At 72.2% G+C, this 13919-nt stretch carries 16 protein-coding genes; 5 read left to right on the forward strand and 11 right to left on the reverse strand.

What is annotated here, in order from left to right:
- Positions 1-140: 140 nt before the first annotated feature.
- The 5 genes from der to aroH all read right to left on the reverse strand — a co-directional run bounded on the left by der (position 141) and on the right by aroH (position 4631).
- On the reverse strand, positions 141-1619 hold the full coding sequence (der, locus tag ACIBW9_RS29780; protein ID WP_398960125.1) for a ribosome biogenesis GTPase Der: 1479 nt from the start codon (positions 1617-1619) through the stop codon (positions 141-143).
- A 79-nt stretch (positions 1620-1698) separates the two neighbouring features.
- Positions 1699-2382 carry a lysophospholipid acyltransferase family protein gene (locus ACIBW9_RS29785; protein ID WP_398960126.1) on the reverse strand — a complete coding sequence of 228 codons (684 nt, stop codon included), beginning with the start codon at positions 2380-2382 and terminating at the stop codon, positions 1699-1701.
- Positions 2340-3026, reverse strand: a complete 687-nt coding sequence (gene cmk, locus ACIBW9_RS29790) for a (d)CMP kinase (protein ID WP_398960127.1) — start codon at positions 3024-3026, stop codon at positions 2340-2342. Before cmk ends, ACIBW9_RS29785 begins: the two co-directional genes overlap by 43 nt.
- A 151-nt stretch (positions 3027-3177) precedes the next feature.
- Positions 3178-4272 (reverse strand): prephenate dehydrogenase, encoded by a 1095-nt coding sequence (locus ACIBW9_RS29795; protein WP_398960128.1) that lies wholly within the window; start codon positions 4270-4272, stop codon positions 3178-3180.
- Positions 4269-4631: a chorismate mutase gene (aroH, locus tag ACIBW9_RS29800; RefSeq protein WP_398960129.1), complete on the reverse strand. Its 363-nt coding sequence runs from the start codon at positions 4629-4631 to the stop codon at positions 4269-4271. The genes ACIBW9_RS29795 and aroH overlap by 4 nt, the downstream gene beginning before the upstream one ends.
- 230 nt (positions 4632-4861) lie before the next feature.
- Between aroH and ACIBW9_RS29805 the strand changes: the two genes are divergently transcribed.
- From ACIBW9_RS29805 to ACIBW9_RS29820, 4 genes are read left to right on the forward strand one after another with little or no spacing between them, the layout of a single operon-like run.
- Positions 4862-5521: a hypothetical protein gene (locus ACIBW9_RS29805; RefSeq protein WP_398960130.1), complete on the forward strand. Its 660-nt coding sequence runs from the start codon at positions 4862-4864 to the stop codon at positions 5519-5521.
- 25 nt (positions 5522-5546) lie between these two features.
- Positions 5547-6131, forward strand: a complete 585-nt coding sequence (locus tag ACIBW9_RS29810; RefSeq protein WP_398960131.1) for a DUF6529 family protein — start codon at positions 5547-5549, stop codon at positions 6129-6131.
- Complete coding sequence (locus ACIBW9_RS29815) at positions 6128-6535, forward strand: Rieske (2Fe-2S) protein (RefSeq protein ID WP_398960132.1); 408 nt, start codon at positions 6128-6130, stop codon at positions 6533-6535. Before ACIBW9_RS29810 ends, ACIBW9_RS29815 begins: the two co-directional genes overlap by 4 nt.
- A 22-nt stretch (positions 6536-6557) precedes the next feature.
- A complete protein-coding gene (locus ACIBW9_RS29820) occupies positions 6558-7295 on the forward strand; it encodes a DNA polymerase beta superfamily protein (RefSeq protein WP_398960133.1) in 738 nt (245 codons plus the stop codon).
- Here the strand turns inward: ACIBW9_RS29820 and ACIBW9_RS29825 are convergent.
- The 3 genes from ACIBW9_RS29825 to ACIBW9_RS29835 are packed head-to-tail and all read right to left on the reverse strand — an operon-like array spanning position 7227 to position 9895.
- Positions 7227-7976: a DNA polymerase beta superfamily protein gene (locus tag ACIBW9_RS29825; protein WP_398960134.1), complete on the reverse strand. Its 750-nt coding sequence runs from the start codon at positions 7974-7976 to the stop codon at positions 7227-7229. The genes ACIBW9_RS29820 and ACIBW9_RS29825 overlap by 69 nt on opposite strands.
- Before the next feature lie 3 nt (positions 7977-7979).
- Positions 7980-9002, reverse strand: coding sequence for an ADP-ribosylglycohydrolase family protein (locus tag ACIBW9_RS29830; RefSeq protein ID WP_398960135.1), 1023 nt, complete (start codon positions 9000-9002; stop codon positions 7980-7982).
- Complete coding sequence (locus ACIBW9_RS29835; RefSeq protein ID WP_398960136.1) at positions 8999-9895, reverse strand: NUDIX hydrolase; 897 nt, start codon at positions 9893-9895, stop codon at positions 8999-9001. The genes ACIBW9_RS29830 and ACIBW9_RS29835 overlap by 4 nt, the downstream gene beginning before the upstream one ends.
- Positions 9896-10027: 132 nt before the next feature.
- Between ACIBW9_RS29835 and ACIBW9_RS29840 the strand changes: the two genes are divergently transcribed.
- Positions 10028-10999, forward strand: coding sequence for a DUF72 domain-containing protein (locus ACIBW9_RS29840; protein WP_398960137.1), 972 nt, complete (start codon positions 10028-10030; stop codon positions 10997-10999).
- On the opposite strand, the gene ACIBW9_RS29845 is transcribed toward ACIBW9_RS29840, so the two are convergent.
- Genes ACIBW9_RS29845 through ACIBW9_RS29855 form a run of 3 tightly spaced genes read right to left on the reverse strand, consistent with a single transcriptional unit; the run spans position 10882 to position 13868 of the window.
- Positions 10882-12297, reverse strand: coding sequence for a DHA2 family efflux MFS transporter permease subunit (locus tag ACIBW9_RS29845; protein WP_398960138.1), 1416 nt, complete (start codon positions 12295-12297; stop codon positions 10882-10884). The genes ACIBW9_RS29840 and ACIBW9_RS29845 overlap by 118 nt on opposite strands.
- 54 nt (positions 12298-12351) lie before the next feature.
- Positions 12352-12909 carry a TIGR03086 family metal-binding protein gene (locus tag ACIBW9_RS29850; RefSeq protein WP_398960139.1) on the reverse strand — a complete coding sequence of 186 codons (558 nt, stop codon included), beginning with the start codon at positions 12907-12909 and terminating at the stop codon, positions 12352-12354.
- Positions 12906-13868, reverse strand: coding sequence for a sigma-70 family RNA polymerase sigma factor (locus ACIBW9_RS29855; RefSeq protein ID WP_398960140.1), 963 nt, complete (start codon positions 13866-13868; stop codon positions 12906-12908). Before ACIBW9_RS29855 ends, ACIBW9_RS29850 begins: the two co-directional genes overlap by 4 nt.
- Between the last annotated feature and the right edge of the window lie 51 nt (positions 13869-13919).

The raw sequence follows: 13919 nt of genomic DNA on the forward strand, positions 1-13919 counted from the left end.
CGGGCGGCCCCGGTCGCCCGCAGCGTGCCCGCGCGCGCCCCCCCCCCCCGCGCGGCGCCGGGCCCGGGGGGGCGGCGCCCCCCCCCCCGGGGGCCGCCCCCCCCCCCCCCCCCCCCCCCCCCCCACCCCCTATGTCGCGCCTACTTCTTCTTGCTGCCGCGCTTCTCGCGCACCCGCACCGAGATATGGATCGGCGTCCCCTCGAAGCCGAACTCCTCGCGCAGCCGGCGCTCGATGAAGCGCCGGTAGCCCGCCTCGATGAACCCGGAGGCGAACAGCACGAACCGCGGGGGCTTGGTGCCGGCCTGGGTGCCGAAGAGGATGCGGGGCTGCTTGCCGCCGCGGATCGGATGCGGGTGGGCGGCGACCAGCTCGCCGAGGAAGGCGTTCAGACGACCCGTCGGGACGCGGGTCTCCCAGCCGGCCAGCGCGGTCTCGATCGCCGGGACCAGCTTCTCCATGTGCCGGCCGGTACGCGCCGAGACGTTCACCCGCGGCGCCCACGAGACCTGGCCGAACTCGGTCTCGATCTCCCGCTCCAGGTAGTAGCGGCGCTCCTCGTCGAGGGTGTCCCACTTGTTGTACGCGATGACCATCGCGCGGCCCGCCTCGACGGCCATCGTCACGATCCGCTGGTCCTGCACCGAGATGGACTCGGAGGCGTCGATCAGGATGACCGCCACCTCCGCCTTCTCGACCGCGGCAGCGGTGCGCAGGGAGGCGTAGTAGTCCGCGCCCTGCTGGAGGTGGACGCGCTTGCGGATGCCGGCGGTGTCGACGAACTTCCAGGTGACCCCGCCGAGCTCGATGAGTTCGTCGACCGGGTCGCGGGTGGTGCCCGCCAGCTCGTTGACGACGACGCGCTCCTCGCCCGCCACCTTGTTCAGCAGGGAGGACTTGCCGACGTTCGGGCGGCCGATCAGGGCGATGCGGCGCGGGCCGCCGACCGTGGTGCCGAAGGTCTGCTCGGGTGCGTCCGGCAGGACCTCGAGGACGGCGTCCAGCATGTCACCGGTGCCGCGGCCGTGCAGCGCGGAGACGGGGTGCGGCTCGCCGAGACCCAGCGACCACAGATAGGCCGCGTCCGCCTCGCCGCTCTGCCCGTCGACCTTGTTGGCCGCCAGCACCACCGGCTTGCCGGCCTTGCGCAGCAGCCGTACGACCGCCTCGTCGGTGTCGGTGGCGCCGACCTTGGCGTCGACGACGAACACCACGGCGTCGGCGGCCTCGATCGCGTACTCGGCCTGCGCGGCCACGGAGGCGTCGATGCCGAGGACGTCCTGCTCCCAGCCGCCGGTGTCGACGACCTTGAAGCGGCGGCCCGACCACTCGGCCTCGTAGGTGACGCGGTCGCGGGTGACGCCGGGCTTGTCCTCGACGACTGCCTCACGGCGCCCGATGATGCGGTTCACCAGGGTCGACTTGCCGACATTCGGCCGGCCGACGACGGCGAGGACGGGCAGCGGGCCGTGACCGGCCTCCTCGATGGCACCCTCGACGTCCTCGAGGTCGAAGCCCTCTTCCGCGGCGAGCTCCATGAAGTCCGCGTACTCGGCGTCGCCAAGTGCTCCGTGGTCGTGCTGCTCGCCCGAGCCGTCGGAGTGGATGTGGTCGCTCATGAAGTCCGTACCTCGTCGTTCATCGTGGTGATCGGTGGAACATCCGGTTTCTCCGGCTGATCCACTACTGAAGTGTCGCTCAGCGCCCGGTCAGGCGCCTGGCGTTTTCCAGGTGCGCGGTGAGCTGCTTCTGGATGCGCTCGGTCGCCTCGTCGAGCGCCTTGCGCGTGCGCCGTCCGCTGCCGTCGCCCGCCTCGAAGGGGTCGCCGAAGACGACGTCGATACGGCTGCGCAGCGGAGGCAGCCCCTTTATCAACCGTCCCCGCCGCTCGGAACTTCCCAGTACGGCGACCGGGACGACCGGTGCTCCACTGCGTACGGCGAAGTACGCGAGCCCGGCGCGCAGCGCGGCGAAGTCGCCCTCACCGCGGGTGCCCTCCGGGAAGATGCCGAGGACCCCGCCGGCGGACAGCACGTCCAGCGCCTGGGTGATCGCCGTGCGGTCGGCACCCGACCGGTCGACCTTGACCTGCCCGATGCCCAGCAGGAACGGGTCCAGCGGGCCGACGAACGCCTCCTTCTTGATCAGGAAGTGCGTCGGCCGGGGCGCCACGCCCATGACCATCGGACCGTCGATGTTGTGGGAGTGGTTGACGGCGAAGATCACCGGACCGCTGGCGGGCACCCGCCAGGAACCCAGCACCCGCGGCTTCCACAGCCCGTACATCAGGCCGACGCCGATCCGCCGCCCGACCTCGGCGCCCCGCTCCGAAGGCTGAGTCACTTCCCGGCCCGCTTCTCCTCGACGAGGGTGACGACGCACTCGATGACCTGCGCGAGGGTGAGTTCGGTGGTGTCCACCTCGACCGCGTCGTCCGCCTTGGCGAGCGGCGAGGTCTTACGGGAGGAGTCGGCCGCGTCGCGCTTGATCAGCGCCTCGCGGGTGGCGTGCACGTCGGCGCCCTTCAGCTCGCCGCTGCGGCGGGCGGCACGCGCCTCCGGCGAGGCGGTGAGGAAGATCTTCAGGTCGGCGTCGGGCAGCACGGTCGTACCGATGTCACGGCCCTCGACGACGATGCCGTGCTCCGCGGAGGTGGCCAGCGAGCGCTGCAGCTCGGTGATCCGGGCGCGCACCTCGGGCACCGCGCTGACCGCGCTGACCTTGGAGCTGACCTCCTGCGTGCGGATCGGGGCGGCCACGTCGGTGCCGTCGACCGTGATCGTCGGATTGGCCGGGTCGGTGCCGGAGACGATCTCGGCCTTGCCCGCCACGGCGGCGATCGCGGACGGGTCGTCGATGTCGATCCCGTTGGTCACCATCCACCAGGTGATCGCCCGGTACTGGGCGCCGGTGTCCAGGTAGCTCAGGCCGAGCTGCGCGGCGACGGCCTTCGACGTGCTCGACTTGCCGGTGCCGGCCGGACCGTCGATGGCGACAATCACGGGCTTGGCGACGCCGTTTTCCACGGGGGGACACCTTCCTGGTGCGGTGCGGTGGGTGTGTGGGGCCGCGAGGGTGCCCTGCACAAGGTTACTGGGTGCGCGTCACTCGTCCGGACGCGCACGGCTCGGCCTTACGGCCGCCGGAGAATCTCAGCCCGTCCGGCGGGGGCGAGAACTACTGCCGGATCGCCCAGCCCCGCTCCCGCAGCGCTGCGGAGAGCACCGGCGCCGCCTGCGGCTCCACCATCAGCTGCACCAGACCCGCCTGCTGCCCCGTCGCGTGCTCGATCCGCACGTCCTCGATGTTGACCCCGGCCCGCCCCGCGTCGGCGAAGATCCGCGCCAGCTGCCCCGGCTGGTCGTCGATGAGCACCGCCACGACCTCGTACTCCCGCGGAGCGGACCCGTGCTTGCCCGGCACCCGGACCTGTCCGGCGTTCCCGCGCCGCAGGACGTCCTCGATGCCCAGGACCCCCTCCCCGCGCTTGGCCTCGTCGGAGGACTGCAGGGACCGCAGTGCCTGCACCGTCTCCTCCAGGTCGGCGGCGACGTCGGAGAGCAGGTCGGCGACCGGCCCGGGGTTCGCGGACAGGATGTCGATCCACATCCGGGGGTCGGAGGCGGCGATCCGGGTCACGTCCCGGATGCCCTGACCGCACAGTCGTACGGCCGCCTCCTCGGCGTTCTCCAGCCGCGCGGCGACCATGCTGGACACCAGGTGGGGCATGTGGGAGACCAGGGCGACGGCGCGGTCGTGGGCGTCGGCGTCCATGACGACCGGGACGGCCCGGCAGTGCGAGACCAGCTCCAGGGCGAGGTTGAGCACCTCGGTGTCGGTGTCCCGGGTCGGGGTGAGCACCCAGGGGCGGCCCTCGAAGAGGTCACCGGTGGCCGCGAGCGGCCCGGACTTCTCGCGGCCCGACATGGGGTGCGTGCCGATGTACCTGGACATCACGGACGGGTCCAGGCCCAGCGCCTCCAGCTCGCGGCGCGGGCCGCCCTTGACGCTGGCCACGTCGAGGTAGCCGCGGGCCGCGCCCCGGCGCATGGCGTCGGCCAGGACTCCGGCCACATGGGCGGGGGGCGCGGCGATGATCGCGAGGTCGACCGGTCCGTCGGGGGCCTCGTCGGTGCCGGCGCCGAGCGCGGCGGCCGTACGGGCCTGCTCCGGGTCGTGGTCGGAGAGGTGGACGACCACGCCCCGCTGGGACAGGGCGATGGCGGCGGACGTGCCGATGAGCCCGGTGCCGATGACGAGCGCGGTTCTCACTGGGCGATGTCCTTGCGCAGGGCGGCCGCGGCGCCGAGGTAGACATGGGCGATGTCGGCGCGGGAGCGGTCCGACTCGATGTGCGCCAGGACACGCACGACGCGCGGCATGGCGCCCTCGATGTCGAGTTCCTGGGCGCAGATCAGCGGTACGTCGACGATGCCGAGCTTGCGTGCGGCGGCCGCCGGGAAGTCGCTGTGCAGGTCGGGCGTGGCCGTGAACCAGATGCTGATCAGGTCGTCGACGCTCAGGGCGTTCCGCTCGAGGATGGCGGTGAGCAGGGCCCCGACCTGCTCGTCCATGTGCCCGGCCTCGTCCCGTTCCAGTTGGACGGCTCCCCGGACCGCTCGTACCGCCACGGCTGCACTCCTCGCTGATGTACGGATCGGCTTTCGACCCTCCAGCCTAGTCAGGCCGCGGCGGACGGGTGCGCGACGCCCGCCCGCTGAGACGGCGGCTCCGATGCCCTGCCAATGTCACTGAATCGCCCCAATTTCGCTACTTGGGGCGGCTCGCCCCTGTGCGCCTCTTTACGTTGGGGCCGCCGGTCCGCTCTGATGGCAGGACACTCGCCTCGGGGGAGGCCCGTATGAAGCGTCCTGGACCGCTGCTCACCCTGCTCGCGGGACTGCTGCTCGGCCTGTTCATGCTGTCGCTCAACGCGACGACGGGGACGAAGAGCGTCTCGTCCCCGTACAAGGAGAAGTCGCCCGCCGTCACGGCGTCACCGACTCCCTCGAAGACCACCGCGTCGCCCAGCCCCTCGCCGTCGCGGGCGGCCACGCCCCCGGGTGTCTACACCGGCCGTACCGACGACGACTCGTCCGCCGTCGCCGTCTCACTGCGTGGCGGCAAGGCGATCGCGTACTTCTGCGACGGCCACAACATCGAGTCGTGGCTGAAGGGCTCGGTGAAGGACGACGGGAGCCTGAGCCTGACCGGTGACCACGGCGCGAAGCTGACCGGCACGCTGAAGGGCAGCAAGCAGATCCGCGGCACGGCCGAGGTCGGCGGCGGGCACTACGCCTTCACCCTCGACAAGGCGAAGAAGCCGTCCGGGATCTACCGGGCGAACAGCCAGGTCGCCGGCGCCAGGATCGTCGGCGGCTGGATCGTCCTGCCGGGCGGCAAGCAGGTCGGCATCGTCACCCGCGACGGAGCGCCCTCGGCCGCGCCGGCCATCGACCCGGCGACGGGCGCGGTGACGGTCGACGGACAGCGGCTGACGGCACATCCCGTAACTCCTTGATCCTCCTGACCTGGGAGACGACACCATGACCGTCGACCCGAACGCCGCGACGCAGAGTTTCCCGCCCTCCGAACCCTCCCATCGCGCCCCGAGCCCGGCCCGCTATCTCGTCCCGGCCCTCGTCGCCGCCGCGGTCGCCGTCGGCCTCGGGGTGTACGGCAAGGTCCACGACCCCGCCGGGACGGCCTTCAACCTGGCCGGGTTCAGCAGCACGGGCGCGGTGAAGTCGTGGCTGGCGTCGACCGCGTTCTTCTTCGCGCTCGTCCAGCTGGTCAGCGCGTTCATGGTGTACGGCAGGCTGCCGGGGCCGCGCTGGGCGTCGACGCTGCACCGCTGGTCGGGACGGATCGCGTTCCTGGTGGCGGTCCCGGTCGCCGTGCACTGCCTGTACGCGCTGGGCTACCAGACCTACGAGACGCGCGTGATGTGGCACTCCGCCCTGGGTTGCTTCTTCTTCGGTGCCTTCAGTGCCAAGATGCTGCTGCTCCGCTCCCAGCGGCTCCCCGGCTGGCTGCTGCCGCTCGTCGGCGGGCTGGTCTTCACCGTTCTCACGCTCATCTGGCTGACGTCCGCCCTCTGGTTCTTCCGCACGTTCGGAGTGACGACATGACCCACCGCTCGACGCGGCGCACGGTTCTCCTCGCGACGGGCGCGGCGACGCTCGCCGCGGGCTGCAGCAAGTACGGCGACAACAGCGACTCCGGGTCCACCACGAACGCCTCCGGCGGTCAGGAGCTGGCGAAGACCTCCGAGATCCCCGTCGGCGGCGGCAAGATCTTCAAGGACCAGAAGGTCGTGGTCACCCAGCCGAAGAAGGACGAGTTCAAGGCCTTCTCGGCGATCTGCACCCACCAGGGCTGCACGGTGAGCACCATCTCGAACGGCACCATCGACTGTCCCTGTCACGGCAGCAAGTTCCGCATCGCCGACGGCTCGGTGGCCGGCGGTCCCGCACCCAGGCCGCTGCCCGCGGAGCAGATCAAGGTGGAGGGAAATTCGATCCACCTGGCGTGAGGGGCCGCGTACGCTCCGGTCCATGCTTCCCGAGACCCTGGTGCGCGACCACACGATCTACGCCTGCGTCATGGGTTCGCGCGCGTTCGGTCTGGCGACGGACGGCAGCGACACCGACCGCCGGGGCGTGTTCGTGGCGCCCACTCCGCTGTTCTGGCGCTTCGAGAAGCCGCCGACACATGTCGAGGGCCCGGCCGAGGAACAGTTCGGCTGGGAGCTGGAGCGCTTCTGCGAGCTGGCCCTGCGCGCCAACCCGAACATCCTGGAGTGCCTGCACTCCCCGCTCGTGGAGTACGTCGACGACACCGGGCGCGAACTCCTCGCGCTGCGCGGCGCGTTCCTCTCCCGCCGGGCGCACGAGACGTTCACTCGCTACGCCCTGGGCCAGCGCAGGAAGCTGGAGGCGGACGTCCGCACGCACGGCGCCCCGCGCTGGAAGCACGCCATGCATCTGCTCCGCCTCCTGATGAGCGCCCGCGATCTGCTGCGCACGGGCGCCCTCACCCTCGACGTGGGCGACCAGCGCGAGCCCCTGCTGGCCGTGAAGCGGGGCGAGGTCCCGTGGCGGGAGGTCGAGTCCTGGATGAACCGCCTGGCCGCGGAGGCCGACGAGGCAGCCCGCCACAGCCCCCTCCCCGAGGAGCCGGACCGGCCCCGCGTGGAGGCCCTCCTCGTCCGCGTCCGCCGCGCCTCAGCCCTCCAGCCGGACGCGTACGACGAGGTCATGCAGGGCGTCGTAGGCGGCCGGGGCGTCGGGTAGCGCCGACGCCTCCTGCGCCGCGTCCAGCATGCCGTGCAGCTGCTCCACGTCGGCCTGCACCCGCGCGTGGTCGACCTCGGCACCCCCGTGCTCCCGCTCCGCCTTCGCCGCGATCAGCTCCGGCAGGTAGGCGGGGGCGTCCACCTCGCCCAGCAGCGTGGGCAGATGGGCCTGCACCTCGCCGCTGCGCATCAGGTGGATCCCGGTGAGCAGAACCCGGAAGGTGTAGAGCAGCGGCTTGAGCTCGCCGGTCTTCTCGAACAGCCGCCACTGGGTGTTCGCGAACCCGCGGTAGTGATGGGCGTGATGGCTGGTCAGGACACCGGGCGCGAGTGCGGCCAGTTCGCGGTGCCGGTCAGTCGTGTGCACGACCAGGGGCGAGAGCAGCTGCTCCAGCACATAGCCGTTGCGGCGCAGCATCAGCCGTACGAACTTGCGCAGGTCGTGCGTGACCAGGTCCAGCTCGACGCCGTCCCGGTCCCACATCCGGGACCGGGTCTCGTCGGGCTCCCGCAACCCCAGCAGGTCCGCGGTCGGCAGCAGGTGCACGCCCCGCAGGTCGACGTCCGAGTCGCGGGAGGGGAAGCCGTAGAGGTGGGCGCCGGAGACGGTCGCGAACAGCACCGGGTCGGGCTGTTCGGCGACCACCGGGGTCAGGTCGAGGTCGAGGGCGTCGATCATGACTCAAGCGTCCCAGAGGGCCCCGAGCGTCAGCAGGTCGGTGCGGTATTCGATGCGGTCGGCCCAGTCGGTGGGCCAGGCGTCGGCGCCGAGGTGCGCGCCCGCGAAGGCGCCCGTCAGACAGGCGATGGAGTCCGAGTCGCCGGAGGTGCAGGCGGCTCGCCGGATGGCCGTCACCGGTTCGTCGGCGAACTGCAGGAAGCACAACAGGCCGGTCGCCAGGGCCTCTTCGGCGATCCAGCCCGCGCCGGTGGCCAGGCACGGGTCGGTCTCCACCGAGGCCGTGCGTACGGCCTCCTGAAGGCGGCCGAGGACCTCCAGGCACTCGTCCCAGCCGCGGGCGATGAAGTGCTCGGGGCTCGGGTCCTGACTGCGCGTCCACAGGTCGCCGAGCCAGGTGTGGTGGTAGCGGCTGCGGTTCTCCAGGGCGTACGACCGTAGCAGGCCGACGAGGGCGGTCGGCTCGGCGCCCTGGGCGAGCAGCCGCACCGCACGGGCGGTGAGGTCGGAGGCGGCGAGCGCGGTCGGGTGCCCGTGGGTCAGGGCGGACTGCAACTGGGCGGCGCCGGCGCGCTGTTCGTCGCTCAGGCCGGGGACGAGCCCGACGGGAGCGACCCGCATGTTGGCGCCGCAGCCCTTGGAGCCGATCTGGCTGGCGTCCTGCCAGCGGCGGTCCTCGTCCTTCAGCAGATAGCAGGCCAGCAGGCAGGTGTTCCCGGGCGCCCGGTTGTTCTCCGGCGAGTCGTGCCAGTCCACGAACTCCTTGCGCAGCGGCCCCGCCAGGCTTTCCGGCGCGAGCACCCCGAGGTCCGTGGCCGTCCTCAGCGCGCGCCCCACCGCCAGCGTCATCTGTGTGTCGTCGGTGACGATCGCGGGCTTCGGCAGCCGCATCTGCCGCCACGGCCCGCACTTGGCGAGGATCGACGGCACGTCGTTGAACTCGGTCGGGAAGCCGAGCGCGTCCCCGAGCGCGAGTCCGGTCAACGCCCCGGTGGCTGCTTGTTTGTCGACGATGGTGGCGGTCATGCGGGGCGTCCTTCCGGGGACGGTCGGAGGAGGGGTGGGTGCAGTGCGGTGGCCGGGCCCGCACGGTAGAGCGCGGCAGGTTTGCCCCGGCCGCCGGTGAGGCGGGCAGCGCCCGGCACGGCCTCGACGAAGCCGGGCGTGGCGAGCACCTTGCGGCGGAAGTTGGGCCGGTCGAGAGCCGTGCCCCAGACCGTCTCGTAGACGTGCTGAAGCTCTCCGAGCGTGAACTCGGGCGGGCAGAAGGCGGTGGCGAGGCAGGTGTACTCGAGCTTGGCGCCGACCCGTTCGTGGGCGTCGGCCAGGATCGTGTCGTGGTCGAAGGCCAAGCGGCGCCGGGGAAGTGCGGGTGCGTTCCCGCGCCCGCCGCGGGAGCGGCTGATGTCGCAGCCGGTGCGTGCTCTCGGCGTGCCGGACGAAGGTCCTCGATGGGGGTCCCCCCGCTCGAGCGAAGCCGAGAGTGGGGGCGCGTGCCGGGCGGCGTGGGGGCGTTCCCCGGCGCCGCTCAGTGGCCCGGCCGAGTCGTACGGCAGCCAGCTCGCGCGCGCCGCGTCGCTGCCGGCCCGCGGCTCGGGTGCGTCGGGCAGCAGCGCGGTGAAGGCGACGGACACGACCCGCATCCGGGGGTCGCGGTCGGGTTCGCTGTAGGTCCGCAGCTGCTCCAGATGCAGCCCGGTGACGTCCGCGAGGCCGGTCTCCTCGGCGAGTTCGCGCCGGGCGGCCGTCTCCGCCGACTCCCGCGGCTCCACGAAGCCGCCGGGCAGCGCCCAGTGACCGGCGTAGGGGTCCTGGCCGCGCTCCACGAGGAGGACGTGCAGAACGCCGTCACGGATCGTCAGGACGGCGAGGTCGACGGTGACGGCGAAGGGTTCGTAGGCGTACTTGTCGTACTCCATGACACCGGCCTCCCACCCCCCGGACCTCTTAATGGTCACGTCGACTCTAAACACGGGTGTGTGCTTCCACAACCCCGAGCGCTTCCCCAACCCGCGTGCTTCCGCGCCCCCGAGAGGGGTAACCGGCACCGCATGGGCGAGATCCTTGTGGGCACGTGTTCGTGGACGGACCGGGCACTGGTCGGCAGCGGCTGGTATCCGGCGGGGCGCAAGGACGCGGAGGGGCGGCTGAGGCACTACGCCGAACGGTTCCCGGTCGTCGAGGTCGACTCGGCGTACTACGCACTGCCGAGCGCCCGCAACAGCCTCCTGTGGGCCGAACGGACGCCGGACGGCTTCGTCTTCGACGTGAAGGCGTTCTCGCTGCTCACCGGCCACCCGACGCGGAACTCGGTGATGCCGGACGGGCTTCGGGCCGACCACCGGGATCCGAAGGTGCTCGACCACGTGTGGGCGCGGTTCACCGAGGGGATCGAGCCGCTGCGGGCAGCCGGGCGGCTCGGCAGCGTGCTGTTCCAGCTGCCGCCGTGGTTCGGCCCCGGAAAGCGGTGCGGGGAGTTCCTGCGGGAGTGCGCCGAGCGGACCGAAGGGTGGCCGGTCTCCGTGGAGTTCCGGCATCCCGGATGGTGGCGGCCGGAGTGGGCGGAGGCCACGCGCGCGTTACTGACCCGGTACGACATGACCGCCGTGGCGGTGGACATGACGCAGTCGCTTCCCTTGTCCGTCCCGCCCGTCACGCCGGTCGCCGCGCCACGGCTGTCCGTCGTCCGGTTCCACGGGCGCAGCTCGGCCTGGGGGGCGGGCAGCAAGGAGGACCGGTTCCGGTACGACTACGGGGAGCACGAACTCATCGAATGGCTCCCCCGGTTGCGGTCACTGGCCGGGCGGACGGAGCAGCTCCACGTGCTGTTCAACAACTGCTGCGGTGCCGCCGCGGTCCGCGCCGCCGAGACCATGAAGGAACTGCTCGGCGGCGCGGAATGGGCTCATACGCGCGTGTGTGACGGCGCGAACGCCGCCACCACCGCCCCCGCTCCGGCCGCGCCTGCCGACACCCACAGCGCCGGTGCGCAGCCGTCCAGGAAGGACGCGGATGAGCCGTAACCGCCGTACTGCGTGAAGACCAGGGCGGCGACGGCGATGCCGAAGACACCGCCCAGTTCACGCAGGGCGTTGTTGACGCCGGCCGCGACGCCCGCGTCGCCGAGGGGGACGGCGGAGGTCACGGCGTTGGCGACGCTCGGGAAGACCATGGAGATGCCGATGCCCGCGATGATCAGCGGCACGACCAACTGCCCGTAGTGGACGCCGGGTTCGACCTGCCGGGCCAGCAGCGCAAGGCCCAGGGCCTGCAGGGCGAGGCCGCCGAACATGAAGGGCCGGGTGCCGAAGCGGTCCGCGAGGGCGCCCGCGACCGGGGCGACCAGCAGCGGCATCGCGTTCCAGACGAGGATGCGCACGCCCGCCTGGAGCGGGGAGTAGCCGAGCCCGGTCTGGAAGAGCTGCGTGATCATGAAGAGGGCGCCCAGCAGGGACCCGAAGACCAGGAAGGCGGCCGCGTTGGCGACGGAGAAGCCGCGGTTGCGGAAGTGCGCGAGCGGCAGCATCGGGTAGCGGGCTCCCCTGCGCTCCCAGAGCAGGAACGCGGCCAGGAACACGATCCCGGCGGCCAGCGCGGTCAGCACCTCGGCGCTCCCCCAGCCCGCCTGCGGCGCCCGCACCGGCGCCCAGGCCAGCCCCGTCACCCCGACCGCCGCCAACACGAGTCCCACGAGGTCGAGTTGGGGCCGCGTACCGTAGCTCTCGCGGAGCCTGGTCGCGGCGAAGGGCAGCATCGCAAGGCCGATGGGCACGTTCAGCCAGAAGATCCACTGCCAGGACAGGCCCTCGGTGACGGCCCCGCCGAGCACCGGTCCGGCCGCCACCCCGAGCCCGGTCACCCCGCCCCAGACGCCGATGGCGACACCTCGCTTCTCGGCCGGGAACGCCTCGCTGATCAGGGTCAGGGTGAGGGGAAGCAGTACGGCGGCACCGGCGCCCTGCACCACGCGCGCGCCGATGAGCTGGCCCGGGCCGCCCGCCAGCGCGGAGGCGGCCGAGCCCAGGGTGAAGACGGCGAGCCCGACGAGGTACATCCGCCGCCGCCCGAACCGGTCGCCGAGCGCGGCGCCCGTCAGGGTCAGACAGGCGAAGACCAGGTTGTAGGCGTTGATCGTCCACTCCAGGTCGGACAGGCTCGCCCCGAAGTCGGCCCGCAGGGCGGGCAGCGCGGTCGCGACGACCACGACGTCCAGGGAGCACAGGAGCGCGCCGAGCCCGGCGAGGAGGACGGTCCACACGGGTCGGTGCGGGGCCTGTCGTGCGGGTGGTTTGCGTACGGAGACACTCAGTGTGTCGGTCATGACGGGGGTTCCTTCCATGAGCTCTTGAGGTCGCTCACGGAAGGCAGACCACTCTCACCCCGGAAAGGAATCGCGCCGCCCGAGAAAGGCCAGCAGGCGCGCCTCGGGCCCCGCATTCAGCGGTACGGCCACGGGCGCGCCGAAGCGCACGCCCCGGTCCCCGGCCGCGACCACGCACCGCGCCACCGGCAGCAGCTCGGCCGCCAAGGATTCCGGTATGGGCCGGGGCCGCCCGCAGGCCTGCGCCACGTCCCATCCGTGCACGGCGATCTCCACCGCTCCCACGGCGGCCATCACCCGTACGTCCAGCGGCAGTTCGCCCACCACCACCTGCTCCCCGGGCCCGGCCGCCCAGGCGCCGAGCACGGCACACGCGCGCGTGCGGAAGGCACAGGCGAGGTCGTCTCCCCCGGGGCGCATCGGCGTCAGCCCGATCCGCCCGCCCGTCAGCCCCTCGTGCAGGGCGTCCAGCGAGTCGTCGAGATGCCCTAGCAGCTCCCCCAGGTCCCACTCGGTGCACGGGGTGCCGCGCTCCAGACTCCCGGACCCGACCGCGGCGACACTCCCCAGCGCGTGGGCGAGCGAACGCTCCAGGAGCTCACCGCAGTTCATGACAGCACCCTGGGGAACCCGAAGCGGTCGACCTGCGCGAGGTCGATGAAGGCCGTGATGCGGGCCAGTGTGCCGCCCGCCACGGTGAGCACCTGCACCGAGTGCGCCCGCAGCACGCCGTCCACCCCGCGCACGTACATGACGACGGCCGGCTGCCCGTTCGCACGCGTGGGCAGCATCCGGTAGCGGCCCTCTCCATGCCCCCTGGCCCGCAGGAACAGCAGCACGTCCCTCTTGCCGCGGAACCACTCCAGGCGGGGCGGCATCTCCAGTTCGACGCCGTCCTGGAGGAGGTCGAGCAGCGCATCCATGTCGGCGCGCTCGAAGGCGGCCATGTACCGGTCGAGCACCTCACGGTCCGCCGGGCCCCCGGGCTCGACGACGAGGTCCTCGTCGGGGGCGACCTCGTCGAGCCGGGCACGCGCGCGTTGGAGGCTGCTCTTGACGGCGGCCGTCGAGGTCCCGAGCAGCGAGGCGACCTCGGACGCCCGCCAGGCCAGCACGTCCCGCAGGATGAGCACGGCCCGCTGCCGGGCGGGAAGATTCTGCAGCGCGGCGACCAGCGCGAGCCGCAGGCTGCCGCGCGCGGCCACCACGGTCGCCGGATCGGCCAGCGCGTCGGGCAGCGGCTGCAGCCACGGAACATCCGTCGCGGGGGTCCTCAGCGGCTCCTCAGGCGCCTGTGACGGCCCACCGAGCCCCGCGGGCAGGGGACGCCTCGCGCGGCTCTCCAGGGCCGTCAGGCACGTGTTGGTGGCGATGCGGTGCAGCCAGGTCCGCAGGGACGCACGGCCCTCGTAGCCCTCGTAGGACCGCCAGGCCCGCAGATACGTCTCCTGCACCAGGTCCTCGGCCTCGTCGACCGAGCCCAGCATCCGGTAGCAGTGCGCGAGCAGCTCCCGCCGGTACGGGTCCGTCAGCCGGACGAACTCTTCGCGGTCCGTCGTCGTAGCAGGCATGGCCATTCCTCTCGCCGGTCACGAGTACAGACCGGCGGGGAACCGAAAACG

The organism is Streptomyces sp. NPDC049541 (assembly GCF_044465725.1).
In the GTDB taxonomy this organism is placed as follows: domain Bacteria; phylum Actinomycetota; class Actinomycetes; order Streptomycetales; family Streptomycetaceae; genus Streptomyces.

What these genes read in the sequence shown, in the direction of transcription:
- der (WP_398960125.1), bottom strand. Translation starts at nt 1,619, where the DNA reads ATGAGCGACCACATCCACTCCGACGGCTCGGGCGAGCAGCACGACCAC.
- ACIBW9_RS29805 (WP_398960130.1), top strand. Translation starts at nt 4,862, where the DNA reads ATGAAGCGTCCTGGACCGCTGCTCACCCTGCTCGCGGGACTGCTGCTC.
- ACIBW9_RS29810 (WP_398960131.1), top strand. Translation starts at nt 5,547, where the DNA reads ATGACCGTCGACCCGAACGCCGCGACGCAGAGTTTCCCGCCCTCCGAA.
- ACIBW9_RS29815 (WP_398960132.1), top strand. Translation starts at nt 6,128, where the DNA reads ATGACCCACCGCTCGACGCGGCGCACGGTTCTCCTCGCGACGGGCGCG.
- ACIBW9_RS29820 (WP_398960133.1), top strand. Translation starts at nt 6,558, where the DNA reads ATGCTTCCCGAGACCCTGGTGCGCGACCACACGATCTACGCCTGCGTC.
- ACIBW9_RS29825 (WP_398960134.1), bottom strand. Translation starts at nt 7,976, where the DNA reads ATGATCGACGCCCTCGACCTCGACCTGACCCCGGTGGTCGCCGAACAG.
- ACIBW9_RS29830 (WP_398960135.1), bottom strand. Translation starts at nt 9,002, where the DNA reads ATGACCGCCACCATCGTCGACAAACAAGCAGCCACCGGGGCGTTGACC.
- ACIBW9_RS29835 (WP_398960136.1), bottom strand. Translation starts at nt 9,895, where the DNA reads ATGGAGTACGACAAGTACGCCTACGAACCCTTCGCCGTCACCGTCGAC.
- ACIBW9_RS29840 (WP_398960137.1), top strand. Translation starts at nt 10,028, where the DNA reads ATGGGCGAGATCCTTGTGGGCACGTGTTCGTGGACGGACCGGGCACTG.
- ACIBW9_RS29845 (WP_398960138.1), bottom strand. Translation starts at nt 12,297, where the DNA reads ATGACCGACACACTGAGTGTCTCCGTACGCAAACCACCCGCACGACAG.
- ACIBW9_RS29850 (WP_398960139.1), bottom strand. Translation starts at nt 12,909, where the DNA reads ATGAACTGCGGTGAGCTCCTGGAGCGTTCGCTCGCCCACGCGCTGGGG.
- ACIBW9_RS29855 (WP_398960140.1), bottom strand. Translation starts at nt 13,868, where the DNA reads ATGCCTGCTACGACGACGGACCGCGAAGAGTTCGTCCGGCTGACGGAC.